The sequence below is a fragment of the Serratia sp. OS31 genome, from assembly GCF_014164835.1.
Taxonomy (GTDB): domain Bacteria; phylum Pseudomonadota; class Gammaproteobacteria; order Enterobacterales; family Enterobacteriaceae; genus Serratia; species Serratia liquefaciens_A.
The window spans coordinates 1-22,188 of the sequence record NZ_JACJFQ010000034.1 but is presented as its reverse complement, the minus strand read 5'-3'; the positions used below and the strand labels follow the sequence as shown (position 1 = coordinate 22,188).

Annotated in this window: 27 protein-coding genes; 12 read left to right on the top strand and 15 right to left on the bottom strand. The window is 53.4% G+C overall.

The genetic code is table 11. The features are described from left to right. Positions 1-6: 6 nt before the first annotated feature. The 4 genes from nrdE to H5P17_RS22085 all read right to left on the bottom strand — a co-directional run bounded on the left by nrdE (position 7) and on the right by H5P17_RS22085 (position 3,494). Complete coding sequence (nrdE, locus tag H5P17_RS22100) at positions 7-2,151, bottom strand: class 1b ribonucleoside-diphosphate reductase subunit alpha (protein WP_071827081.1); 2,145 nt, start codon at positions 2,149-2,151, stop codon at positions 7-9. Beyond that, the gene (nrdI, locus tag H5P17_RS22095) at positions 2,133-2,537 is read right to left on the bottom strand and encodes a class Ib ribonucleoside-diphosphate reductase assembly flavoprotein NrdI (protein WP_020828300.1); all 405 of its coding nucleotides are present in this window, start codon (positions 2,535-2,537) and stop codon (positions 2,133-2,135) included. The genes nrdE and nrdI overlap by 19 nt, the downstream gene beginning before the upstream one ends. Before the next feature lie 8 nt (positions 2,538-2,545). Then, positions 2,546-2,782, bottom strand: coding sequence for a glutaredoxin-like protein NrdH (gene nrdH / locus H5P17_RS22090; RefSeq protein ID WP_044554508.1), 237 nt, complete (start codon positions 2,780-2,782; stop codon positions 2,546-2,548). A 280-nt stretch (positions 2,783-3,062) separates the two neighbouring features. Then, positions 3,063-3,494, bottom strand: coding sequence for a carboxymuconolactone decarboxylase family protein (locus H5P17_RS22085; protein WP_182825220.1), 432 nt, complete (start codon positions 3,492-3,494; stop codon positions 3,063-3,065). Between the two features lie 96 nt (positions 3,495-3,590). Here H5P17_RS22085 and H5P17_RS22080 point away from each other — a divergent pair, with 96 nt between their 5' ends. Then, positions 3,591-5,024, top strand: coding sequence for a PLP-dependent aminotransferase family protein (locus H5P17_RS22080; RefSeq protein ID WP_182825253.1), 1,434 nt, complete (start codon positions 3,591-3,593; stop codon positions 5,022-5,024). 63 nt (positions 5,025-5,087) lie between these two features. Here H5P17_RS22080 and H5P17_RS22075 read toward each other — a convergent pair whose 3' ends face one another. Further along, positions 5,088-5,396 carry a YqjD family protein gene (locus H5P17_RS22075; RefSeq protein WP_044554512.1) on the bottom strand — a complete coding sequence of 103 codons (309 nt, stop codon included), beginning with the start codon at positions 5,394-5,396 and terminating at the stop codon, positions 5,088-5,090. Positions 5,397-5,625: 229 nt separating this feature from the next. On the opposite strand from H5P17_RS22075, the gene asr reads away from it, so the two are divergent. After that, positions 5,626-6,102, top strand: a complete 477-nt coding sequence (gene asr / locus H5P17_RS22070; protein ID WP_044554513.1) for an acid resistance repetitive basic protein Asr — start codon at positions 5,626-5,628, stop codon at positions 6,100-6,102. Between the two features lie 196 nt (positions 6,103-6,298). Here the strand turns inward: asr and H5P17_RS22065 are convergent, their stop codons facing one another. Together H5P17_RS22065 and H5P17_RS22060 are read right to left on the bottom strand one after the other, a co-directional pair. Then, positions 6,299-6,679, bottom strand: coding sequence for a hypothetical protein (locus tag H5P17_RS22065; RefSeq protein WP_044554514.1), 381 nt, complete (start codon positions 6,677-6,679; stop codon positions 6,299-6,301). Next, positions 6,676-8,058 (bottom strand): MFS transporter, encoded by a 1,383-nt coding sequence (locus H5P17_RS22060; protein WP_182825219.1) that lies wholly within the window; start codon positions 8,056-8,058, stop codon positions 6,676-6,678. The genes H5P17_RS22065 and H5P17_RS22060 overlap by 4 nt, the downstream gene beginning before the upstream one ends. A 106-nt stretch (positions 8,059-8,164) precedes the next feature. Here H5P17_RS22060 and H5P17_RS22055 point away from each other — a divergent pair, with 106 nt between their 5' ends. Further along, on the top strand, positions 8,165-9,061 hold the full coding sequence (locus H5P17_RS22055; protein WP_044554688.1) for a LysR family transcriptional regulator: 897 nt from the start codon (positions 8,165-8,167) through the stop codon (positions 9,059-9,061). Here H5P17_RS22055 and H5P17_RS22050 read toward each other — a convergent pair. After that, complete coding sequence (locus tag H5P17_RS22050; RefSeq protein ID WP_182825217.1) at positions 9,021-10,061, bottom strand: dienelactone hydrolase; 1,041 nt, start codon at positions 10,059-10,061, stop codon at positions 9,021-9,023. The two genes, H5P17_RS22055 and H5P17_RS22050, sit on opposite strands and share 41 nt — an antisense overlap. A 138-nt stretch (positions 10,062-10,199) precedes the next feature. On the opposite strand from H5P17_RS22050, the gene H5P17_RS22045 reads away from it, so the two are divergent. Together H5P17_RS22045 and H5P17_RS22040 are read left to right on the top strand one after the other, a co-directional pair. Further along, complete coding sequence (locus H5P17_RS22045) at positions 10,200-11,204, top strand: AraC family transcriptional regulator (RefSeq protein ID WP_182825251.1); 1,005 nt, start codon at positions 10,200-10,202, stop codon at positions 11,202-11,204. A 267-nt stretch (positions 11,205-11,471) separates the two neighbouring features. After that, positions 11,472-11,810 (top strand): DUF2002 family protein, encoded by a 339-nt coding sequence (locus tag H5P17_RS22040; RefSeq protein WP_020828289.1) that lies wholly within the window; start codon positions 11,472-11,474, stop codon positions 11,808-11,810. A gap of 27 nt (positions 11,811-11,837) precedes the next feature. On the opposite strand, the gene H5P17_RS22035 is transcribed toward H5P17_RS22040, so the two are convergent. Next, the gene (locus H5P17_RS22035; protein ID WP_020828288.1) at positions 11,838-12,284 is read right to left on the bottom strand and encodes a DUF1198 family protein; all 447 of its coding nucleotides are present in this window, start codon (positions 12,282-12,284) and stop codon (positions 11,838-11,840) included. Positions 12,285-12,350: 66 nt separating this feature from the next. After that, a complete protein-coding gene (locus H5P17_RS22030) occupies positions 12,351-12,689 on the bottom strand; it encodes an MbeD/MobD family mobilization/exclusion protein (protein WP_020828287.1) in 339 nt (112 codons plus the stop codon). A 173-nt stretch (positions 12,690-12,862) separates the two neighbouring features. Between H5P17_RS22030 and smrA the strand changes: the two genes are divergently transcribed. After that, entirely contained in the window at positions 12,863-13,435 is a 573-nt protein-coding gene (gene smrA, locus H5P17_RS22025; RefSeq protein WP_182825215.1) for a DNA endonuclease SmrA, read from the top strand. 49 nt (positions 13,436-13,484) lie between these two features. Here the strand turns inward: smrA and H5P17_RS22020 are convergent, their stop codons facing one another. Continuing rightward, entirely contained in the window at positions 13,485-13,898 is a 414-nt protein-coding gene (locus tag H5P17_RS22020) for a DoxX family protein (RefSeq protein WP_020828285.1), read from the bottom strand. Positions 13,899-14,016: 118 nt separating this feature from the next. On the opposite strand from H5P17_RS22020, the gene H5P17_RS22015 reads away from it, so the two are divergent. Continuing rightward, a complete protein-coding gene (locus H5P17_RS22015) occupies positions 14,017-14,295 on the top strand; it encodes a GNAT family N-acetyltransferase (RefSeq protein ID WP_044554519.1) in 279 nt (92 codons plus the stop codon). 161 nt (positions 14,296-14,456) lie between these two features. On the opposite strand, the gene H5P17_RS22010 is transcribed toward H5P17_RS22015, so the two are convergent. After that, positions 14,457-15,191, bottom strand: a complete 735-nt coding sequence (locus tag H5P17_RS22010; RefSeq protein ID WP_044554521.1) for a bifunctional 2-polyprenyl-6-hydroxyphenol methylase/3-demethylubiquinol 3-O-methyltransferase UbiG — start codon at positions 15,189-15,191, stop codon at positions 14,457-14,459. Between the two features lie 161 nt (positions 15,192-15,352). Here H5P17_RS22010 and H5P17_RS22005 point away from each other — a divergent pair, with 161 nt between their 5' ends. Then, positions 15,353-15,805 (top strand): GNAT family N-acetyltransferase, encoded by a 453-nt coding sequence (locus H5P17_RS22005; RefSeq protein ID WP_182825213.1) that lies wholly within the window; start codon positions 15,353-15,355, stop codon positions 15,803-15,805. Positions 15,806-15,831: 26 nt separating this feature from the next. Here H5P17_RS22005 and H5P17_RS22000 read toward each other — a convergent pair whose 3' ends face one another. Further along, the gene (locus H5P17_RS22000; protein WP_182825211.1) at positions 15,832-16,503 is read right to left on the bottom strand and encodes a winged helix-turn-helix transcriptional regulator; all 672 of its coding nucleotides are present in this window, start codon (positions 16,501-16,503) and stop codon (positions 15,832-15,834) included. 263 nt (positions 16,504-16,766) lie between these two features. On the opposite strand from H5P17_RS22000, the gene H5P17_RS21995 reads away from it, so the two are divergent. Beyond that, a complete protein-coding gene (locus H5P17_RS21995) occupies positions 16,767-17,552 on the top strand; it encodes a MipA/OmpV family protein (protein ID WP_182825209.1) in 786 nt (261 codons plus the stop codon). Between the two features lie 189 nt (positions 17,553-17,741). On the opposite strand, the gene H5P17_RS21990 is transcribed toward H5P17_RS21995, so the two are convergent. After that, positions 17,742-18,677, bottom strand: coding sequence for a LysR family transcriptional regulator (locus H5P17_RS21990; RefSeq protein ID WP_182825207.1), 936 nt, complete (start codon positions 18,675-18,677; stop codon positions 17,742-17,744). A gap of 136 nt (positions 18,678-18,813) precedes the next feature. Between H5P17_RS21990 and H5P17_RS21985 the strand changes: the two genes are divergently transcribed. Genes H5P17_RS21985 through H5P17_RS21975 form a run of 3 tightly spaced genes read left to right on the top strand, consistent with a single transcriptional unit; the run spans position 18,814 to position 21,001 of the window. Further along, positions 18,814-19,467 carry a DUF3313 domain-containing protein gene (locus H5P17_RS21985; protein WP_115058173.1) on the top strand — a complete coding sequence of 218 codons (654 nt, stop codon included), beginning with the start codon at positions 18,814-18,816 and terminating at the stop codon, positions 19,465-19,467. Positions 19,468-19,507: 40 nt separating this feature from the next. Next, a complete protein-coding gene (locus H5P17_RS21980) occupies positions 19,508-19,858 on the top strand; it encodes a DUF3302 domain-containing protein (RefSeq protein ID WP_182825205.1) in 351 nt (116 codons plus the stop codon). Positions 19,859-19,864: 6 nt separating this feature from the next. Then, a complete protein-coding gene (locus tag H5P17_RS21975; RefSeq protein ID WP_182825202.1) occupies positions 19,865-21,001 on the top strand; it encodes an HlyD family secretion protein in 1,137 nt (378 codons plus the stop codon). Positions 21,002-21,236: 235 nt separating this feature from the next. Here the strand turns inward: H5P17_RS21975 and H5P17_RS21970 are convergent. Next, positions 21,237-22,188: metallophosphoesterase (locus H5P17_RS21970; protein ID WP_182825200.1), on the bottom strand; the 952-nt coding region annotated here is incomplete at its 5' end.

Genomic DNA, 22,188 nt, shown 5'->3' with positions numbered 1-22,188 from the left:
ATTGCCTCACAGTGCACAGGACACGCAGCCCTGCACCTCGGTGCCTTCCAACGCCATCTGGCGCAGGCGGATGTAATAGATGGTTTTGATGCCTTTACGCCAGGCATAAATCTGCGCGCGGTTGATGTCGCGGGTGCTGGCGGTATCGCGGAAAAACAGCGTCAGCGACAGCCCCTGATCGACGTGCTGAGTGGCAGCGGCATAGGTATCGATAATTTTTTCCGGCCCGATGTCGTAGGCATCCTGGTAGTACTCCAGATTGTCGTTGGTCATATAGGGCGCCGGGTAATAGACGCGACCAATTTTTCCCTCTTTGCGGATCTCGATGCGTGACACGATCGGATGGATACTGGAGGTCGAGTTATTGATGTAGGAGATGGAACCGGTGGGCGGTACCGCCTGCAGATTCTGGTTGTACAAGCCGTGCATCATCACCGACTGGCGCAGCGCCAGCCACTCTTCGCGGCCTGGGATGGCGATATTGGCGTCGGCGAACAGCGCGCGAACCCGTTCGGTTTGTGGTTGCCATTCCCGTTCGGTGTATTTGCTGAAGTATTCACCGGAAGCATAGGTCGACTCTTCGAAGCCCCCGAACGCACTGCCGCGCTCGATGGCCAACCGGTTAGAGGCGCGAATGGCGTGGTAAGCGACGGTATAGAAATAAATGTTGGTGAAATCAATCCCTTCTTCTGAACCATAGAAGATGCGTTCGCGAGCCAGGTAGCCGTGCAGGTTCATCTGGCCGAGGCCAATGGCATGCGAACTGCGGTTGCCTTCGGCGATCGACGGGACCGAGCGAATGTCGCTCATGTCAGCCACCGCCGTCAGCGCACGGATTGCGGTGTCGACCGCTTTGCCGAAGTCGGGGGCATCCATGGTTTTGGCGATGTTCAGCGAGCCGAGGTTGCAGGAAATATCCTTGCCTACCTGGTCGTAGCTCAGGTCATCGTGATAAGTGCTGGCGCGATTAACCTGCAAAATTTCCGAGCACAGGTTGCTCATGTTGATGCGCCCGGCGATCGGGTTTTCACGATTGACGGTATCTTCAAACATCATGTACGGATAACCAGATTCAAACTGGATCTCCGCCAGTACCTGAAAGAATTCACGCGCATTGATACGTGATTTGCGGATGCGCTTGTCATCCACCATTTCGCGGTACTTCTCGCTGACGCTGATTTCCGAGAACGGCACGCCGTACACCTGCTCGACGTCATAGGGCGAGAACAGATACATCTCTTCGTTATTCTTCGCCAGTTCGAAAGTGATATCCGGGATCACCACCCCCAGCGACAGCGTCTTGATGCGGATTTTCTCATCGGCGTTTTCACGCTTGGTGTCGAGGAAACGCAGGATATCCGGGTGATGAGCGTTGAGATAGACCGCTCCGGCGCCCTGACGCGCGCCCAGTTGGTTGGCGTAAGAGAAGGCATCCTCAAGCATTTTCATGATGGGAATAACGCCCGAAGACTGATTCTCTATGCGTTTGATCGGGGCACCGACCTCGCGAATATTGGTCAGTAAAAACGCCACGCCGCCGCCGCGTTTTGACAGCTGCAGCGCGGAATTCACCGCCCGGCCGATCGACTCCATATTGTCTTCGATACGCAGCAGAAAGCAGGACACCAGTTCGCCGCGCTGCTGCTTGCCGCAGTTGAGAAAGGTCGGCGTCGCCGGCTGGAAGCGGCCGGAAATCATCTCCTCCACCAGATCCTGCGCCAGGGCGTTATCGCCCGCCGCCAGCGTCAGGGCTACCATGCACACCCGGTCTTCGTAGCGTTCCAGGTAGCGCTTACCGTCGAAGGTTTTCAGCGTGTAGCTGGTGTAATACTTAAAGGCGCCGAGGAAGGTCTCAAAGCGGAATTTTTTCGCATAGGCCTGTTGGAACAGCTGTTTGATAAAGGCGAACTCGTACTGCGCCAACACGCTCTGTTCGTAATAGCCTTCCTCCACCAGATAGCGCAGCTTCTCTTCCAGATTATGGAAGAACACGGTGTTTTGATTCACGTGCTGCAGGAAGTAGTGCCGCGCCGCTAACCGATCCTTGTCGAACTGGATACGGCCTTCGGCATCATAAAGATTGAGCATCGCGTTGAGCGAATGGTAATCCAGCGCGCTTGCGGCGGGCCGGGTCAGTTCTGTCGTTGCCAAAATGCGGTTACTCCCTGTCGAACGTTTGCAACGTCTTGTGTGGTGCCGAGTAGCTCAAAGCGGTAAAGAAAAGGCACCTGACATTTTTTGGCGATGATGTCGCCGGCAATGCCGTACGCTGCGCCGAAATTGGTATTCCCGGCGGCGATAACGCCGCGCAGGAAAGCGCGATTCTGTGGATCGTTGAGAAAGCGGATCACCTGGATCGGCACGGCTCCTACGGCGCTGCCGCCGCCATAGCTGGGCACGATCAAAATATAGGGTTTATCCATCAGCAGTTTGCTGCGGGCGCCGGCGATAGGGATACGTATCGCCGGCAATCCCAGTTTTTCAACGAACCTGTGGGTGTTCTCCGAACTGCTGGAGAAATAGACCAGCGGGTTCATGGGCAACCTCAGGACGCCAGGGCGTGAGCCAGCGCGCCGATTTTGTCCGGCCGGAAGCCAGACCAGTGATCTTCACCGGCGATAATCACCGGAACCTGCTGGTAACCAAGGGATTTTACATGGCTCAGCGCCTGCTGATCCTGGGTGAGGTCGATCACCTGATAACCAATCCCTTGTTTATCGAATGCGCGATAGGTGGCGTTGCACTGGACACAGTCCGGTTTACTGTAAATAATAATGCTCATGATTCGCATTTACCTTTTAGGCTGAAGGAAAGGCGGACAGGTCAGATAACGGAGCATTGAACGGCGTTTCTGACGGCGTTACCAACCGCTACATGTTCCCTGCGGTTGATGGGTTAAATACTATATGTGGATATTTAATTTATCAACCACGCTATATATGGTGTTTTGGCGGAATTCACGTTGAGGCCGCATCAGGGCTGGAAAAGCAGCGGGAAAAATTTTTTTGGCGGTTGTTGGCGGGAAACCCCTCTCGGGCGAGAGGGGGAAAAGTGCGGTTTCGTCATTGACGCATGCTGATGGCCAGACGGTTAAAGGCGTTCATGATGCTGATGGCGAAGGTCAAATCGGCAATTTCCGCATCGCTAAAGTGCGCCTGCAGCGCTTCAAACGCGCTGTCCGGTGCGCCGGTTGCGGCGATCAGGGTTACGGAGTCCGCCCACTCCAGCGCAGCGCGCTCGCGGTCGCTGAACGCATGGCTCACGCGCCAGCCCGCAAGCTGGTCCAGCTTGGCGTTGTCGACGCCGCTTTCGCGCAGGGCTTTTCCGTGCATATCCAGGCAGTAGGCACAGCCGTTAATCTGCGATACGCGCATAAACATCAGCTCAATCGTCGCCTTGTCCAGCGCGCCTTTCTCCAGTGCCATCAGGGCGGTCACCATCCCTTTGTAAGGGGCGGGAGAGAGTTCGGAATATTTCAAACGTTGCTTAATCATGGTCAACCTCAGTGAGCGGGTAGCAGAATCATGACGCTACTTTAACGGCGATATGGACTATGCTATAGAGCCATAAAATGATTATTTAACCGGGCCATAATGCGTCAGTTTCTCTCCTCTTTGCGGCTGGATACTCAGCTAGCGGATCCTTTGTACCGGCAGATTTATCTGCGGATTAAAGACGCCATTGCACAAGGAAGCCTGCAGGCGGGCAGTCGGCTGCCTTCTGTGCGTGGGCTGGCGAGCGATCTGGGGGTGGCGCGGGCCACGGTGGAAAGCGCTTACGGCCAACTTATCGCTGAAGGTTTTCTGCAAAGCCGGGGACAGGCTGGCACTTACGTATCACCGCAGCTGCAGAATCTGCCGGTACGCGCGGCATTGACGACGGAGGCGTTGCCGGCGGTGGCGGCCAACCCATTGCACCCGAGTGGGGCAACGCAGCCTTTTCAATTGGGGCTGCCGGCGCTGGATGCGTTCCCGCGTGCGCTATGGCAGCGGATTGTCGGTCGCCAATTGCGTACGGCTCCGTTGGCGGCGCTGGCCCAACCGTCAACCCAAGGGTTACCCGAACTGCGCACGGCGATCGTGAATTATTTGCAGCTTTCGCGTGGTATCAATTGTCGACCGGAACAGGTTTTTATTTGTGCCGGCTATCAGGCGCTGCTGGATTTGGCGATCGGCACTTTACTCAAGACCGGTGACGAGGTGTGGCTGGAAGACCCCGGCTACCCGGTGACCCTGCCGCTGTTTCGCGCCGCCGGCATGCAGCCGGTAGCCGTGCCGGTGGATGAACAGGGGATGAATATCGCCGTCGGTGTTGCCTCTGCGCTTAAGGCTCGCATGGCGGTGCTGACGCCGACCCACCAGAGCCCTCTGGGCGTCTCGCTTAGCCTGGCGCGGCGCATGGCCTTGCTGGAGTGGGCTCAGCAGCAGGGGGCATGGATCCTTGAAGACGATTACGACAGCGAGGTTCGCTATCATGGCCGGCCGCTGCCGCCGTTGAAAAGCCTCGATCGTCAGGGGCGAGTGCTGTATGCCGGGACTTTCAGTAAAACCTTGTTTCCGGCACTGCGTATGGCTTATTTGGTGGTGCCGCTTGAACAGGTGGACGCTTTTGGTCGCAGCAGCCGGTTACGCGGTTGCGGCTGCCCGCCGCTGATGCAAGCCAGCGTGGCGGACTTTATCCATCAGGGGCATTTCTATCGCCATCTTAAACGTATGCGGCCTCTCTATCGCCAGCGCCGTGAATGGCTGGCGCAGGCGCTTGCACGACAGCTGGCAGGGTATTTGACGGTATCGTCGCAGGCTGGCGGCATCCAATTGCTGGCGCGGTTGACGGCTACAGGCCAGGATCGGCACCTGGCTCAAGAGGCCTGGCAACGCGGGTTGTCGATACAGGCACTTTCGGATTGGCACATAGCCAGCCCTGCGGGGGATGGGCTGTTGATGGGGTTTGCCAACTTTACCCAGCAGAGCGAGGCCGAGCGGGCAGTGGCCAGGTTAGCCCAGTTGTTCGAAGCCACAAATTAAACGGCCCGCGGTTTCCCACGGGCCAGACGCACATCTGTTTTATCTTTATGACTGCAAGGGGTGTTAACGCCGGGCCAGCAGAACGCCGAGGACGATGCCAACCGCGGCCCCGATCCCTACGCCCTGCCAAGGTTTGTCGCGCACGTAGCTGTCGGCTTGTTCGACGGCATCACGGGCGTGCTGTGTCAGATTGTTAGAACCATTGAAGCGTGCACGGGCGTCACGTAACACGCCTTTGGCTTTACTGTGCAGCTCTTTCAGTTCCTCTTTGGTCTTGTCACCGGATGCACGTAGCACCTCATCCAATGTATCAGCCAAAAGAGTGACGTCCTGATCAATGTCGCGTTCTACTTTTTCTGATTTCTTAAACATTCGACTCTCCGTTTTGACACATGTCTATCAAGTGTAGACCATTTCTGAAAATGTGCCGGCGATCACGGTAAAATTCATACCCGAGAACTGTCGCCGCAGTGTCAGACAGCGTTGTACATTTGGTTACTCGGCGAAACCAATCACTCACGGAAGCCGTCCATCGATTCCTCTAGTATCTGCTTCAACGGCCCAACGGGGCTTACTGAAAAAACACTCTGAGGAATTAAAGATGAAAAAAGTATTAGCCCTGATCGTTGCTGCCACCATGGGTCTGTCTTCTGTTGCTTTCGCTGCTGATACTGCTGCAGCTCCGGCAGCGGCTGCTCCGGCTGCAACCACCACTACCGCTGCGCCAGCTGCTGCTGAGAAGGCTCCTGCTAAAGCCACTCATCATAAGAAAGCGCACCACAAAGCGACCAAGAAAGCTCCAGCTCAGAAAGCCCAGGCGGCTAAAAAGCACCACAAAGCCACCAAAAAAGCCCCAGCTCAAAAAGCTCAGGCCGCTAAAAAGCACCAAAAAGTGAGCAAAAAAGCCCCAGCACAGAAAGCTCAGGCTGCTAAAACTCACCACAAAGTAAGCAAAAAAGCGCCAGCTCAAAAAGCCCAGGCTGCGAAAAAACACCACAAAAAAGCGCCAGTGCAGAAAGCTCAGGCCGCTAAAAAACACCACAAAGCCACCAAAAAAGCAGCAACGCCAGCCGCTTAATTGAGTGAGGAATGCGGTGCCTGAGGGGGCCGCATCATCCCGAAGTTATTGAGACACCCGGCTTGGCCGGGTGTCTTCTTTTGAGGGCTAGCTCATGATGATCAATCGCTATCTGTTCGAAGTGATTTTCAGCGCCGTCACCCTGTGTGGGCTGATCGTGGCCTGGGAACTGTTTCTGGCCGACGGTTTTCTCTGATTACTGCGCGATGGGCGTTTCATGCAGGTGCCGCCAGCCCAGCCCGGTTTCGGTTTGTTCAAACACCACGGTGGAATTGCGCAGCGTCGCCGCCTGTCCAGGCAGCCTCTGCTGCTCGCGATAGCTGACCACCGCCCCCGTCGGCCATTCGGCCACCAACGTCATCTCTTCTATGCTGATTGCCAGCCCCGGTTTGGCAGCCCGATGAGCACGGAAAAACGCGCTCAGTGCGGCAAAATCCAGTCGGCTGCCGTTCAGCGCGATCATGCTGAAGGCAGGATCAAAACGCGCCAACAACCCCAGTTCATCTCCGGCCCCTTTTTCCAGCCAGTTTTCAATGGCGACGTGTGCGTCGATCACTTCGGTAAAATATCGGTTCATTGGTGTTCCTGTTGAGTATTGAGACGGCGCACTATGGCGCGGTTTGCGATGCGCAGGCACAGCAGCATGGGGATCAGCGTGCTGGCGGCGGCCAGGTAAAAACAACTTTTGTAGGCGACGGCGGGGGTAAAATGCGCCAGCAGCAGGTTTAACAACAGGCTGAGCAGGGCGACACCCAGACAGAAGCTGAGCTGTCGGTTGATATTCCACAGCGCACTGGCGTCGGCCAATTGCTCATCGGCAATATGCAAAAAGGCGCTGCTCTGCGCGGTGCTGCTGCACAGGCTGCCGCCAAAGCCCATCAGGGCGAAGGCCGCAACCTGCAACCCATAATCCCCGGCGTGCGCAATCTGTGACAGCGCCAAAATGCCCAGCCCTTGCAGCAGACAGCCGAAGATAAACAGCGGTTTCGGGCCAAAATGGTTAAATTTCCTGCCGGTCAAGGTGATGGCCAGGAACGAGGCCAGCGACCAGGGCAGCATCAGGCTGCCGACCTGCGCGGCGCGCATGCCCAACTGATTTTGCAAATACAGCATGGCGATCAGGCTGACGCCGATAAACAGGCCGGGAATGCACTGATAAATCATCATGGACGTGCGCAACAGCGGATCCTGAACCAGGCGCAGGTTCAGCAGAGGATGGGCAATGCGCAGGCTGCGGCGCAGGAAATAGGCCAGGATCACCGCCCCGGCGGCCAGTAACAAAGCGCCTTGAGAAAGTCCTTCGGTTTCCCCCAGCCGAGTGAGGCCCAGTAAGATCAGCGTCAGGGCGGCGCAGGCGCTGAGCAGCCCCTTGACTTCCAGCGGTCGCCGCTGCGGATCGGGGGCCTGAGGGCGCAGCCAGAGTACGGCCAACAGCAGCGCCAGCGCGGCGAGCGGCAGGTTGGCAAAGAACACCCAGCGCCAGTCGAGCCGGTCAACGATAAGGCCGCCCAATGCCGGTGACAACGCCGGGGCCAGCAGGCCTACCAGCATAATGGCGGCGGAAAGCCCGGCGCGCTCATGGCTGCGGTACAGTTGATAGGTCAGCGTTTGGCCAATCGGGATCAGCAGTCCGCCTCCCATACCCTGCAGCACTCTCCAGCCAACCAGTTCGCCGATGGAATCGGCATAGCCTGCCGCCGCCGTTGCCAGCATAAACAAGCTTAACGACAGCAAAAATACCCGCCGTCCGCCAATGCGCTGCGCTAACCAGGCGCTGAGCGGGATCACCAGCGTCAGGCCGAGAATATAGCCGTTGCTGACCCAGGCCAGTTCACCGACCGAAGCCTGCAGCGCATGGCCGATAGAGGGGTAAGCGACGTTGGCGATAAACATGTTGATCAGATCGACAAAAAATCCGAGCAGGTAGACGATTGCGACTTTGATGCGATAGGGCATGGTGCCTCCGGTTGAAGGCCAGCAGTGTAACGGGCGGGAAAGTGCGGATAAATCGGCTGCGAGCGATTACACTGTCAAAATTATTTTGACAATAAGGGGCGACAACATGCTTAACCTGCAGCGTTTGGCTATCTTCGTGGCGGTGGTGGACGCCGGCAGTTTCACCGCCGCCGCGCTGGCGTTGGGGCAAACCAAGGCGGTGGTCAGCTTCAATGTCAAACAGCTGGAGAGCGAACTGGGAGTGTCGCTGCTGGTGCGCAGCACCCGGCGGCTGGCGCTGACCGACGCCGGCGAACGTTTTTATCAACGTTGTCTGCGGTTGTTGCAGGATGCGGAAAACCTCTTGGATGACGTACGTCGGGATCACCATGGGTTGAGCGGCGTGTTGCGCATCACAACTACCCCGGAATACGGCGCTCAGGTGGTGGTACCGGCGCTGGCGGCGTTTTCCCAACTGCATCCGCGTCTGCGCATTCAGCACGTTTCCTCTTCCTATCATGCCGATTTGATTTCAGAGCGTTTCGACGTGGCCATCCGGCTGGGACAACTGGCGGATTCCAGCCTGCGGGCGGCATTGCTCGACAGCTTCGCTATTGTGCCGGTCGCCTCGCCGGCCTACCTGGCCCGCCATCCCGTTGCGTCTCTGGCCCAGTTGGCACAGGCACAGTGGATTGCCCACAGTCGCCTCAGCTCGCCGCTGAGTTGGCAGGTCATTACCCCAGAGCGGCGGGCGGTGCTGTTCAAGGTGGAAGATGCCGCCACGCTGATGGGCGACAGCGCCGCGGCGCTGTTGGCGTTTGCTTTGCACGGTGCCGGGGTGGCGCTGTTGCCTGAATGGCTGGTGCGGCCTGCCCTCGTCGAGGGCAGGCTGTGTCCGCTACTGACGGACCATCAGTTTCCTGCGCAGAGTATTTATGCGCTATACCCCAACACCCGCCACGTGCCGGAAAAGGTGAGGGCGTTTATCGATTTTCTGCGGGCGCGGGTAGCCACGGATAAATAAATGACATGATGGCGGCCAGCGTTTGCCGGTGTACGGCTTCGCGTTGTTCGCTGGAAGAGGCGCAAAGCACCGCCCCATCATCTTCTTCACTCGCCAGGATTTGCCGGCCTTTGGGCTGACAAACTGGCAGAAAATCGAAATGATTGCCGCTGGATAGCTTCAGTGCATGAATAGGGTGCTTTCCGTTGTCCGTCGCCAGCGTGGCGCCGCCAAGCCCGGGCTCCTGGCCGTCGGGCAAAAAGTGCTGTGGCTCGACGATCAGTAACGGTGCGCTGAGCCGACGCAGGCTGGTCGGCATCAGGTAGGGCACCATGCCAGGATCAAGAGCCACCGCGAAGCGAATGCGCGGGTCGGTGTAGTCGGCGTCAAATGCCCTGGCGGAAAGCTTCGTCAGCGCGACGTTGGCTTGTGTATAAAACTGACAGTTGGGCGATCGCGGTGCTTGTCGGCAGTCGTCGATGAAATCGCTCAGCCGGACTTTACCGCCGATAGCTGCAATGGTGCTGTAGCCGCCCTTGGAGTGGCCGATAACGCCAATCGCCTGAGGATTAATCACCTGCTTCCAGCGAGGCTCGGCGGTGACGGCGCTAATCAAGGCGGAAATATCGCCGGTTTGTAACCACAGTTCGGCAGACAAAGCCGGAACCGAGTTACCGGTGGTGCTGCCTGGATGGTTGGCCGCCACCACAATCGCGCCTTGTTGGGCCAGCGCTGCCGCCAGCCAGGCCTGGCTGGCGTTATTGCCGCCGCTGCCGTGGCTGATCACGATCAGCGGAAAATGCCCGCTTGCTGTCGGCGCGTCCGGCTGACTTTCAATGCCGGTAAAGACCGCATTGGCACCGATGAGCTGCGGTTTAGCCGTTGCGGTGGTGGGGTAGTAAATACGGCTGGCTAACGAACGCGAGCCGGCCTGAAAGGTTTCATCGCGGGTGGCGACCTGATAGGGGGACGCGCTGGCAGCACCGCACCACAGCATTAACAACAACAAGGTTCTTTTCATTTTCACTCCTCAAGGTATCAACGCTGAAAGGGTGACATTGGCGGCGCTATTCGGCGACCTCGATCGCGATCCGGGTCGTTAAAGGGTTGTTTTAACAGTACACTGTCGGTTCTGTGTGCTAGCAACAAGACCTCGATGATGCCGCTTATTCCTCTCACATTTCTGTTCGGCCTGCTATGCCTGGGGCTGCTGTATCGCCTGGGTCGGCCAGGATCGCGGCGCTGGGTTTTTCAACTGTTGCTGTTATTGTGCGCCTGGCAAAGCCTGCTGATGGGGCTTCGTTATGGTTATGGCATAACGCAATTCAATGGGCTGCAACCGTTCGGCGCGATGGCGATCCCTTCACTGGCTTATCTGGCGTTTCTGGTGAGTACCCAGGGCCATTTGCGGTGGCGCGAACTGTGGCACCTGATGCCGCTGTGCCTGACGCTGCTGGCCAGCCTGACGGCCCCCTTTTTGCTGGATGCCATAATTGTCGGGGGATATCTGGGGTATGGCGTCGCATTGCTGTATGCGTTGCGGCGCGGCGAAAACGCTTTGCCGCAGGTGGCGCTGGCGGAAAGTTGGCTGAGCTACCGACTGTGGCGCGGTTTGGGGGGCTTGCTGATCATGGTGGCGGCAGCCGAACTAGTGATTGCGCTCGACTTTTCTCTGTTTGGCGGACGGCACGCCGGTTGGCTGGCAACGATCGATAACCTGTTGGTGGCGTTGAGCCTGTGCTTGGTGCTGTCGCGCAGCCGACCTGCGGACAGCCCGGTTGAGGCCCTATCGGCAGCGGCTGAAAGCGTGGTGGAAGACGAGTCTCAACTGGCCGAGTGGTTTGATCGGGTGCAACAACGGCTGCGGCAAGATGACTTCTTTCTGGAGCCTGAGCTGAACCTGGCCCGGTTGGCGCGCAAGGTGGGGTTGCCGGCGCGACGGGTTTCGCAGGCGATTAACCGCCATACGGGCATGAATGTGTCGCAATATGTGAATCAGCTGCGCATTCGTCAGGCGGCGCAGTGGTTGCTCGCCGGTGATGAGCCGGTGACTGATATTATGCAAAAGGCCGGATTCACTACCAAATCGAATTTTAACCGCGAATTCTTGCGCATTCAGGGTGTGAGCCCAAGTGAATGGCGCAGGCAACAACAGCGGCTTTAAATAATAATTCGTTATCCCTCGTCGGGTTAGGATCGGAGCTATGCTAAATGCTGTTGATGAACCGTACGTGCGTGCCGTCGACCTCTTAATTTTGCGGCACTGAGGGGATTTCCGGGCGTGATGTTGATGCTGCGCCTGCTGTTGCAAAAACGGCAAAATACCTAGTTAAGGATTATTCCTAAACCCACATCCATACCGAAAAATTTATTGTTTCATCTCATGATTACGGTAAGGTCGCTCAGCGGTCCAGAACGAGAGGAGAAATCGATGTATTTACGGCCGGATGAAGTGGCTAGAGTGTTGGAGAATACCGGGTTTGAGCGTGATTATGTCACCGACCAAGCCTATGGTTACCGCAAGGGTGAACACTATGTGTATGTGAATCGTGAAGCGCGGATGGGCAGAACCGCGTTGGTGATCCACCCGGCGCTGAAAGAGAAAAGCGTGCATTTCGCCACGCCGACCTCGCCGATACGCACCAGCGATCAGTACCTTGAGTTTCCCCTGGATTTAAGCAGCGATACCCCGAGTGCGCGTTATGGCATTCCCCACGGTTTCAGCTCGCGTGACGCGCTTTCGCGCTATATCTACAGCATGTTTCTGTAATGCTTCCCCCGCCTGCGGGGGACATCCTCACCAATTGGCAATGGCTTCCTGGTTAAAACGCTCGTTATAGGCGCGGCGGAACTGCGCCAGCTCGAAAGCATCGATATCCAGATCGGCAAAATAAAACAGCGCGGCCTCGGTGTGCTCGGCATGTAGCTCTGGCGACAGACCGGCACGCAGCAGGGTTTCCCGCCACAGGGCGATCTGGTGGTCGTCTGCCTGTTTGATAAAGGTCAGATAGATAAACAGCAAATAGGCCGCCTGGTGCATCTCTTCGGTGTAACCGTTGTTCAGCATGCGGATAAAGGTCTGGCTGTTGCGGCTGCCCATCTCCTGAATCATCGATTCAATCAGCATAGGTTTCACTTTCAGCAGGTGGGCCAGAGAGTCAATGGCTTTGCGGGTATCGGAAGTCAGAATGCGGTAACCAATAATAAATACAACGATCAGGGCAGCGATGATGATCCAGGTCATTTATGATTTATTACACTCTCGGAACGCCAGTATTTGGCAGGAGGCGCTGCAGGACAGCGCCCGGTGTCAACGCTGTTCGCCGCTGAAATTGTCGGCTGCCCGCTGCTGATTGCGCAGGTGGTGGTTGAAGCTGGCGGCATCTTTGGCCAGTGCGTCCAGATGGGCGCCCAGCATTTTAATTTGCTTCACCAATGCGTGCTGCTCCGGCACTGAACTGGCGGTGCTCAGCTTGCGTACCAACTGTTCGTTCTGCATACGCAATGCGACTTCGCGCTGTTTAGCCTCTTCCAGCAGCTGCTGCAGGGCCTGATAGCTGTGCTGCCATTCACGGTGCTGCTTTTCGAAGCTGGCCTGCAACTCACTCATGGCATTTTGAAACTGGGTTTCCAGCTCGCGCATTTTCATGGGATCGATCCTTTGCGGCACTCAATAATGGTTTTGCAGTATAACGAAAACTGCACAGAACCTCACCCGTTGACGACGATTGCGGAAAATTCCCGGCTTGCAACCGCAGCTGTGGGTCTTACAATCAGGCTTATTCCGGCATGAAAGGCTTAGTGTCCAAGAGTGGCTGTGAGATGAGCAACCAAGACAAAGATTTTTTTGAACAGGCGATGGCGGATGTCATTCCGTTATCCAGCGGCCCCGAGACGTTGTACCTGAAGCCGCAGGAGACCATGGATAAGCGCGCACGCCGTGAAGCGCAGGCGCTGGAGCAGGAAAACTTTCTCAGTACCGGTTTTCTCGAACTGATCCCCTGCGAACAGCCGTTGGAATACAAAGGCGAGGGCATTCAACAGGGTGTGCTCGACAAGCTGAGTCATGGCCGCTATCCGCCACAGGCCAGCCTGAACCTGCTGAAACAACCGGTGGAAGCCTGTCGGCAAGCGTTGTTCCGCTTTATTGTGCAGGCGGAAAAGCAAAGCCTGCGTTCACTGTTGATCGTTCACGGTCGCGGGCGAGATGAGGAGAGCCACGCCAACGTGATCCGCAGCTATGTCGCCAAGTGGCTGGCCCAGTTTGAGCAGGTGCAGGCTTTTTGTCGGGCGCTGCCGCGCGATGGCGGTGAGGGTGCCTGTTACGTGACGCTGCGCAAATCGGCACAGGCCAAAGCCGATAACTTCGAACGTCACGCCAAACGCAGTCGATAAACGGGGAAACAGAAGGCCAGCCGGCAGCAGAACCACCGGCTGGTGGGGGTTATTTATTGAAGAATTTATAATCCAGCGAATAGCGCCCGGCGCCGGTGACCGCCAGCAGCAACAGCCCGCCAATAATGCTGATGTTTTTGAAGAAGTTTATTTCATTACCCATCATTTCCATGCCGGTCATTTTCCAGAATGGGTGGCCGATAAACGCGGTGCCGAGTACGTAAAGGGCAAAAATAACCGCGATAGGACGGGTAAATAACCCAAGAATAAGCGCAATGCCGAAAAAGAACTCCACCACCACGGCGATAATCGCCGCTAAATAAGGCATGGGCGTACCATACCCTTCCATTGCCGTAACGGTTGCACCAAAGCCAACCAGCTTCATCCAGCCAAAAATGATAAACAGGATCATCAACAATATTCGGGATAGCAGAATAACGCCGTCTTTTGAGCTTTCACCCATTTTGAACTCCTCAGCCACTGTCACAATTATGTTGTGTTACTGATTAAAGAATAGACTAATATTGGCTTTGTTGTAGCGACAACCGAGAGTGACGCCCTTTTTTATAGGAATAAATTCTATGGATCTTAAATTTTTGGAAGATGAAAAGCGTTTCTATATAAACGATCGGCAGGGGAAAATGATTGCTGAGATATCTTTTGTGCCCAGCGGTGATAAATTAACCATCATTGATCACACCTGGGTAGATGAGGTGCTGAAAGGCCAGGGGGTAGGCAAAAAGCTGGTGGCGCTGGTGGTCGCCAAAATGCGCGCAGAAAACCGCAAAATCATTCCGTTATGCCCGTTCGCCAAACACGAATTCGACACCACGCCAGAATATCAGGATATACGCGCTTGAAACCTGGCGGGGCGTAACCACGTCCCGCTGCTCAGCATATGCCAAAGTCACCGTCTTGGTGATCAATCGGTACTGATGCCTGCAACCGCGGCCTAAGCCATTGGGGGGAGGCAGCCTCCCCAATATTGGATGTGTTCAGGATTTATTGCGGAAAAGAAGCATTAAGCGGGTTTATGAGCGGCGAGAATAAATATCATTGGGCGCTCTTTTTCTTCGTCCAGCGCCGGGTTTTCTGCGATTTGTTGAGCCGAAGGCCCCCATTCATTCAGATAGCTAATGACGAAGCCTTGCTGGATCAGCAAGTTTACGTAGCTGCCCAGCATACGGTGCTGCTTGATGACCCCCTCTGCCAACCAATTTGAAATCCGCTGACCTTCCTGCTGATAGCCGTTAACCGGCCACGACTTCTGCCCGTTTTGATCGACCAACCATCCCTGATGCTGCGGTGCGGTATAAACAGGGTGCTCGGCGGTGAAGATAAATTGCCCGCCAGCCGTCAGCGCCTGATAAACCGTGGCGAACAACCGCGCCAGATCTTCGATGTAGTGCAGCGTCAGTGAGCTGTAGGCGATATCAAAAGACGCCTGCGGCAGCTGAAGCTGTTCCAGATCCTGCTGGCGGTATTCAATGCCGGCATCCTGGGTCATCGTCTGAGCTTTACCGAGCATTTTTTCTGAGACGTCCAACCCCAGTACGCTTACGGCACCTTGTTCACGAGCGCTGCGGCAGAACCACCCGTAGCCGCACCCGAGATCGACTACCCGCTTGCCGTGCAAATCCGGCAGTATGCTGCGGATAGTCGGCCATTCCGGTGCGCCGTCCAGCCCGTTCACCGAGCGGCTAAGTTGGGCATAGCCGTCGAAGAAGGCCTGATTGTCATAAATATTTTGCGTCATAATGACTCCTGTTTTGGTGAAATCGCTGCCGGTTAAGGGGCTGCGTCGCCATATTATCTGCACATCCCGCTGATTTCCATGATAAAGGCCGTGCTAACCTCCACGGGTTACCGCATAATTTTACGCCAGAAAAAGAATGAAAAATCACCTCAGGAAAAGATATGAAGATTATTTCGGTGCGTCAGTCCCCCGAGTTTAAACAGCAGGCGATCGGTTATTTCCAACGACAATGGGCTTCGGAAGAAACGCTGATAATGTATGAGGATGCCATCACTCGTTGCATCGGTGCGGTTAACCCGTTGCCGCAGTGGTATTTGCTGATGGATAACAGCCAGATCCTGGGGTGTGCAGGGTTAATCACCAATGATTTCATTAGCCGCGGTGAACTCTACCCATGGCTGTGCGCGCTGTATGTGGAGGAGGCCTATCGTAACCGTGGCTACGGCACGTTGCTGATTAACCATGTGGCGCAGGAGGCTCGCCAGCAGGGCTTCCCACAGTTGCATTTGTGTACCGATCTGGAAGGTTACTACGAGAAACAGGGGTTTGCCTTTAATGGGTTGGGTTACCACCCCTGGGGTGAGGCTTCGCGGGTGTATACACGGGATCTGTAAGAAGATTGACTGGCACCGATAGCCAGTCAATAACGCTTTGGCAGCCGGTTAACCGCCAGCAAAATACCTTTTTCGACGGTAATGTAATCCCCCTTGCGCAGGTCAGATAATATTTTCATGATGCCGCTACGCGAGAGCTGCGTTCGTTGCTGAATATAGCGCGGGACCGTGGTGGATAAGCGAAAGGCTTCTTTTTCATTCATTAGCATCAGCAAGTGATTGCAGACAACCTCGTAGGCATCGTTGCCTGACAATAACCTGTCGCGGATGCTCAGAACTTGAATGACGTAGGCTTGAATATGCACCAAGTCTTGCCAAAGGTTTTGCCGTGCCAGCGTTTCCAGCACGTCACTTTCCTGGTACATCACCAGTTCAACCGGTGATTCGGCCAGGAAAAAGATCAACTCTTTAGGGAAGAAGGTTTCCGCGATACCGGCGAGCGAGGGTTCTCTAAAGTTGGCTATTTTCAAACCATCGCTGTCGCGGCATGCGGACATTTCGCCTGACTGGAGCAAGAACCAATGGCGAATGCCATTGTGAAATAAGCGAATTTTTTTTCCCGCTGGAAAAGAACATTTCTTACCATAGGGCATTAAAGCGTGCTTAATCGCTAAGATATGTTCTATCGGCTTATCATCTTTATTAAATAAAGTGGCTGAGTTTCTTTTCCCAAGAGTGAAGGGAACGTCTGTTTCCATAATGTATGTTCCAGGGGCGTAAGTTTATTACGGTGAAGCCAGGATCGAATTTTTCCGCATACTATATTATGCCTTGTAGCTATGCAATTAAGCGGCTCTGTCTGTCCGGGGGCAGTGAAGAGTTAATGGTAAGATAGAGTGAATGTGATTAAAAATCAATTTGTTGCCTGGTGTGCATTTTTGGACACTTAAGCCGCTATCAGACAATTACCCTGGTGGAGTAGTATGCACGGCGTTTGATGCTCCCACTATGGATGATAATAATGAAACCGTGCTCAGATTTTCTAACTCCTCGCATTAGGGGGAGTAAGTTTAGTATTTCTCTTTCGCTAATTTTCGCTTACCTTATTTATTCGCATTTTTCAGCTGCAGCGAGCTGGTCCTTAGGGGCCGCTGCGATGGTGAATGATTATGGTTATGTTGATACCGATGCTAAAACCCAGGGATTGCCCACGTTAAACTATGAGAAAGGGAACTTTTATATTCACTCTTTGGCGGCGGGATATTATCTGCTGAATATGCCAAAGGATCAGATTTCGATCATCACCTATTATTCCCCCCTTGGTTTTGATCCGGATGATAGCAATAACAGCCAAATGAAAAAGCTGGATAAGCGCGATGGCACAGTAATGGCCGGGATGGCCTTCACCCATAAAGAAAAATGGGGGGTTATTCGCGCCTCGCTGGCTGGTGATACCCTTGATAACAGCAACGGCGTAGTGGGGGACGTGGCCTTCCTGTATCCAATCAAGGTGGGCAAGCTACGCCTTGTTCCCGGTATTGGCGCGGTCTACAACAACGGTAACCAGAACGATTACTACTATGGCATTGGCCATGCGGAGGCAAAAAACAGCGGTTTCTCGACGTACTCGGCTGGGGAGAGCTGGAGTCCTTATGTGGAGCTGAGCGCCAATTACCAGTTTAACGAACACTGGTATGCCATGGCGTCCGTTCGCGCCGTTCAACTGAGCAGTGAAATCACCGATAGTCCAATGGTGGATAAAGACATCGCCAGCCAAGCTTTGCTGGGCGGTGGATACCGGTTTTAAGCTGAGCGTTCGACAGCCTATTCAGACTTCAGGGCATGCGTGCCAGTCTGCCCTGATGACGAGACAGATGGCGAACGCAGTGACGATCGGGAAAGACCGGTAATCGAGTAACTGTCGACGGTTCGGAAAGACGAACAGCATCACCTCGCTTCGGCGGGGTTTTGCTTTTAGTGTTTGTGGCCGTCATCGCTAAATCAGGCGTTGCTCATGCAATTTCATGTTATGCATGATGCTGTCCATCATCACCTGAACCCTGTGGGGTAACACCCCACGCTGGCGATAAATAAGAAAGGCTTGCATATCGATACAGCGCTCACGTTCAATGCAAGGCATCAGTGACCCCGATTCCAGCGCAGAAGCGACGGAGTAATAAGGGGCATAGACGATGCCAAGCCCCTGTTTTGCCAGCTCGATGGCCGGCAGAATATTGTCGCATATGCTGCTGCCGGTGACTGCTACCTGCATCAATTGGCCCTGAGAACTATAACAGCTCCAGGTATTGTGGCTCCCTCCCAGCACACGCAAGGTAATGCAGCGATGCGCATTCAGCTCCTCTGGCTCGACAAGAGGGGCGTTCGCGATATAGTCCGGTGAGGCAAATAACCCGACGCGAAAACGGGTCAGGGGCCTGGCGATCAGGCTTTCATTTTGCGGCTGGAAGAAACTGATCAACAGATCGCAGTCACTGTCGAATACCGCACCGTACTTCTTCTCGCGTTCATCCGGATTGCGGGTAACCAAATCGACGATCAGCTCCGGCGATTCGCGTAACAGCGGCGGCAGCAGATAACGGGTCAGGAATGAATGGATACCAATAGGTGCGCCCAGCGTCACCATGCCATTCAGACTGCGTTTATAGGTACCTGATATATTGAGCAGATCGTTATGCTCATCTAACAGTTGAGTGGCTCGGCGTAAAAATTGTTCGCCAAATTCGGTTAGCGACAAGCTGCGCGGGGTGCGTAAGAAGATCTCCAGGCCAAGCCGGCGCTCCAGCGCCGTCAGGGTGCGCGACACATTTGACTGTGGCATGTCTAGCCGCTGAGCGGCCTTGCTGACGCTGGCCGTTTCGGCAATGCAGCGAACGATCCTGAGTTCGTCGATCTTGAAGTCTTTTGATTTCACTCTACGCGCCAGTCTGATTTTGTATATCAAAAATGATATACATTTTTGCCTGTATTGTCATATGACTTATCAGTCACTAGCGGGTACTATTTCGATTAATTATTTATTGCTTATTAAATTAATATTGGAAGTTATGATGAGAAAAAAACGTGCGGCCATTTTGCCCTTGGTATTCATTCTGGCCGCTTGTTCATCCAAGGTCACCGAAAAAGAAAAGTATTCTACGTTCCTGAATAATTACAATGATATTACCCAGGGGAAATCGGCCTCCGGTAAGGACGTTTTATATTGGAAGCAAACTAACGTTGACTATTCTAAATATAAATATTTGGTTTATCAGCCGATGATCTATTTCCCGCGTCCGAAACCCACTGAGATGGTAAGCCAGCGCGCACTTGATAATATCCTGAACTACACCAACCAGCAGTTTAAGCAGTCCATGGCATCCCATTTTATCTTAGAAGATGTGCCACGTGAAAATACGCTTATTTTCCGAGGGGCTATAACGGCTATCGATACCCATAAGAAAGGGCTTCAGGTGTATGAGGTACTGCCAATCACGCTGCTGGTGGCGGCAACACAGAGCGTAACCGGTCACCGCACCATGGAGAGCTCTGTGTATATGGAAGGCGAGTTTATCGATGCTTCGACTAATCAGCCGGTTATCAAAGTGGTGCGCAAAGCGTCCGGAAATAATTTGAATAATGAAAAGGCAAAACTCACCGTAGACGATGTTAAAAATGCCATTGATATCATTGCCAAAGATATCAAAGAGTATAAGACAACATAAGCCTCGATGCGTTATTTAGCGTTACCAGCCAGGGTGTAGCATGTTTCTAGATTATTTTGCTTTAGGCGTATTGATCGCCGTGTTTTTTATTTTATTTTACGGCGTGATAATTATTCACGATATTCCTTATTTGCTGGCCAAAAAACGGCAACATCCCCATCAGGATGCCATTCACGTTGCAGGCTGGGTCAGCCTGTTTACCCTGCATGCTATTTGGCCACTGCTGTGGATTTGGGCGACGTTATATCGGCCAGAGCGGGGATGGGGCATGAGCGAGAAAGCCGAACACCCTGAAGTGCTGCAAGCGCGAATTCATCAGTTACAAAGCGAGTTACAGCGAATGCAGATGCCCGCTGCGGATGAAAGCTCGTTGTCCAATAAAGGGTGTTGAAAGGGTATGGATCTCTTAATTATTCTCAGCTACGTAGCGCTGAGCTACGGCGTTTTCAAATTGTTCCGTATCCCCATCAATAAATGGACCGTGCCGACCGCGGTATTGGGCGGCATTTTTATCGTAGGAGCTTTGATTCTGGGGATGAATTACAACCATCCTTATACCTACCGGGCGCAGAAAATCGCTGTTTCGGTGCCCATTGTTCCCCAGGTATCGGGAGTGATTGTCGAGGTTACGGATAAGACCAATGTGCTACTGCATAAGGGCGATGTGCTGTTTCGCCTGGATGATACCCGCTACCGTGCCCGGCTGAACAAGCTGCAGGCAGATCTTGCCAGCGCGCAGGCGGATGTCAGAACACGACAGGCTACGCTAAATGAGTCCTCGGCCAATGTGCAGCGGGTTTATGCCGAGTATGAACGCACGCGCCAGGATTATCAGCGTTACGCCAAAGGCGCGGCAATGGCAGTTAACCCTTTCTCGGAACAAGACATCAGTCATGCCCGGCAGCAGTATCAAGCGCAATCTGCAGCGCTGCAGGCTGCCAAAGCTCAGCATCAGCAGGCGCAGGAGCGGCTTTCGGGCCACTACAATGGTGAGGACGCCCGCATTGCCAGCCTGAAATCACAGATTGCGGAAGCGACCTACAATTTGGAACAAACAACCATTCGAGCACCCAGCGAGGGTTATGTTACCCAGGTGCTGGCTCGGCCTGGCACCACCGCAGTGCGCTTGCCGTTCAAGCCGGTGATGATTTTTATTCCGCAGCAAAAACGGCAGGTGGTGGCGGTATTCCGTCAAAACTCGATCCTGCGTTTAACCCAGGGCGATAAAGCCGAGGTGGTATTTAACGGCTTGCCGGGGAAAATCTATGGCGGCTCGGTCGCGCGGGTGCTGCCGGTAGTCCCCGACGGCAGCTATCAGGCCAGTGGTGTTATGCAAGGGCTAAACGTTGGCGCTCAGCAGGAGGGTGTTTACGTGATGATCGATTTAGACCCTGTTCCCGCGCTGGACAAATTGCCCGATGGCGTTACCGCACAGGCTGCGGTCTACACCGAGCACTTTGAGCATCTTTCCATCATGCGCAAAGTCCTGCTGCGCATGACCAGCTGGCTGCATTATCTCTATCTGGATCACTAACGACCAGTCTGCGCTACAGACACAAAAAAGCCCGCAACGTGAATTGCGGGCTTTTTCGTTATTGCCACCGGATCTATCTGGGGTCACCGGTGACCTATTTGGCTGGGGGAAGTTAAGATAATTCTATAACTGTATGTTTTTAATTGGTAATTTAGTAATTAAACTTATAGCGTATACCTAAACGTATACCAATGCTAACTACTCTCCTTAAGTATAAATCCAAATTACACCTTCTTTAGACTGTATGTTCTAAAACGGTTACGCCAGAGTAGTCACTATGCATCAATTCTCTTACAAGAATATCTATCCCCTCAGAATGTATGGTTAAGATTGAATATGAGTTTCTTTCTGCTGGGCTCATCCGCGTACTGCTTACGCTTGTGCTTCCGTTAGCAATAACAGTAATGTCTTTTCCTTCCCAATGATGAGAGCGATTGAATAAATTGTACTTAGCCATACTAAATTTATGTTGATGTCCGTGAACAGCTAATTTGATGTTTTTTAAAAGAGAATTTTTCAAAATTTTCACAGCGTCTACAGACAAAGAAGGCTTACTCTCCAGAGACTCTATATCATAGACTGGTAGTAAATGGTGATGTAGGAAAGCTATTCTTTGAACGCTTTCACTTTCGTCATCCTTTAAATCCTTGATAGTGTCAATGCCTTCTATCCCAACACATCCATATTCAGACATTCCTTTAAATGGAACTATCTTACAAGAATTTAGAACGGTAATATCAAGGTTAATATTATGTCCTTCTATGTGATAAAAATCATTATACGAGAGGTTTTTATTCCATTCTCGGCCATTTAGTTGATTGACAAATGTTCTGAAATCCATTTCAAAATTATTATCCGATAATTTACTAACGTTATTTAATACTAAGGAGTCATTGTTATCTTTATCTGTGGAGGTATTTCTAATTATATCATGATTTCCTGGGACTGCTATTATATCTTTATTATCTATCTTTAATATAGAACAAAGCTCATGAAGTTCAGTTAATATATTTGATCTTTGTAATGGGCTCCAATCTCCTTTCGTGGTGAAATCACCTGTTATTACTAATAATCCAATTTCATTTTCAATTTTTAATTTTTTTAAGTCTTGATGCAATGCCCTCGGTAAAGTATCCTTTGTTTGACCGGCCTTATGTAATTCGGAACTAAGGCAAAAAGCATAATCT

Bases quoted from the DNA above. Each gene is read 5' to 3' on its own strand.
- H5P17_RS22065 (WP_044554514.1), bottom strand. From the start codon at position 6,679: ATGAACCGATATTTTACCGAAGTGATCGACGCACACGTCGCCATTGAA.
- H5P17_RS22030 (WP_020828287.1), bottom strand. From the start codon at position 12,689: ATGAAAATGCGCGAGCTGGAAACCCAGTTTCAAAATGCCATGAGTGAG.
- H5P17_RS22005 (WP_182825213.1), top strand. From the start codon at position 15,353: ATGAAGATTATTTCGGTGCGTCAGTCCCCCGAGTTTAAACAGCAGGCG.
- H5P17_RS21975 (WP_182825202.1), top strand. From the start codon at position 19,865: ATGGATCTCTTAATTATTCTCAGCTACGTAGCGCTGAGCTACGGCGTT.
- H5P17_RS22015 (WP_044554519.1), top strand. From the start codon at position 14,017: ATGGATCTTAAATTTTTGGAAGATGAAAAGCGTTTCTATATAAACGAT.
- H5P17_RS22040 (WP_020828289.1), top strand. From the start codon at position 11,472: ATGTATTTACGGCCGGATGAAGTGGCTAGAGTGTTGGAGAATACCGGG.
- H5P17_RS22045 (WP_182825251.1), top strand. From the start codon at position 10,200: ATGCCGCTTATTCCTCTCACATTTCTGTTCGGCCTGCTATGCCTGGGG.
- H5P17_RS21995 (WP_182825209.1), top strand. From the start codon at position 16,767: ATGAAACCGTGCTCAGATTTTCTAACTCCTCGCATTAGGGGGAGTAAG.
- H5P17_RS22060 (WP_182825219.1), bottom strand. From the start codon at position 8,058: ATGCCCTATCGCATCAAAGTCGCAATCGTCTACCTGCTCGGATTTTTT.
- nrdI (WP_020828300.1), bottom strand. From the start codon at position 2,537: ATGAACCCGCTGGTCTATTTCTCCAGCAGTTCGGAGAACACCCACAGG.
- H5P17_RS22055 (WP_044554688.1), top strand. From the start codon at position 8,165: ATGCTTAACCTGCAGCGTTTGGCTATCTTCGTGGCGGTGGTGGACGCC.
- nrdH (WP_044554508.1), bottom strand. From the start codon at position 2,782: ATGAGCATTATTATTTACAGTAAACCGGACTGTGTCCAGTGCAACGCC.
- H5P17_RS22020 (WP_020828285.1), bottom strand. From the start codon at position 13,898: ATGGGTGAAAGCTCAAAAGACGGCGTTATTCTGCTATCCCGAATATTG.
- H5P17_RS21985 (WP_115058173.1), top strand. From the start codon at position 18,814: ATGAGAAAAAAACGTGCGGCCATTTTGCCCTTGGTATTCATTCTGGCC.
- H5P17_RS22010 (WP_044554521.1), bottom strand. From the start codon at position 15,191: ATGACGCAAAATATTTATGACAATCAGGCCTTCTTCGACGGCTATGCC.
- H5P17_RS22075 (WP_044554512.1), bottom strand. From the start codon at position 5,396: ATGTTTAAGAAATCAGAAAAAGTAGAACGCGACATTGATCAGGACGTC.
- asr (WP_044554513.1), top strand. From the start codon at position 5,626: ATGAAAAAAGTATTAGCCCTGATCGTTGCTGCCACCATGGGTCTGTCT.
- H5P17_RS21980 (WP_182825205.1), top strand. From the start codon at position 19,508: ATGTTTCTAGATTATTTTGCTTTAGGCGTATTGATCGCCGTGTTTTTT.
- H5P17_RS22085 (WP_182825220.1), bottom strand. From the start codon at position 3,494: ATGATTAAGCAACGTTTGAAATATTCCGAACTCTCTCCCGCCCCTTAC.
- H5P17_RS22000 (WP_182825211.1), bottom strand. From the start codon at position 16,503: ATGGAAACAGACGTTCCCTTCACTCTTGGGAAAAGAAACTCAGCCACT.
- H5P17_RS22050 (WP_182825217.1), bottom strand. From the start codon at position 10,061: ATGAAAAGAACCTTGTTGTTGTTAATGCTGTGGTGCGGTGCTGCCAGC.
- smrA (WP_182825215.1), top strand. From the start codon at position 12,863: ATGAGCAACCAAGACAAAGATTTTTTTGAACAGGCGATGGCGGATGTC.
- H5P17_RS22035 (WP_020828288.1), bottom strand. From the start codon at position 12,284: ATGACCTGGATCATCATCGCTGCCCTGATCGTTGTATTTATTATTGGT.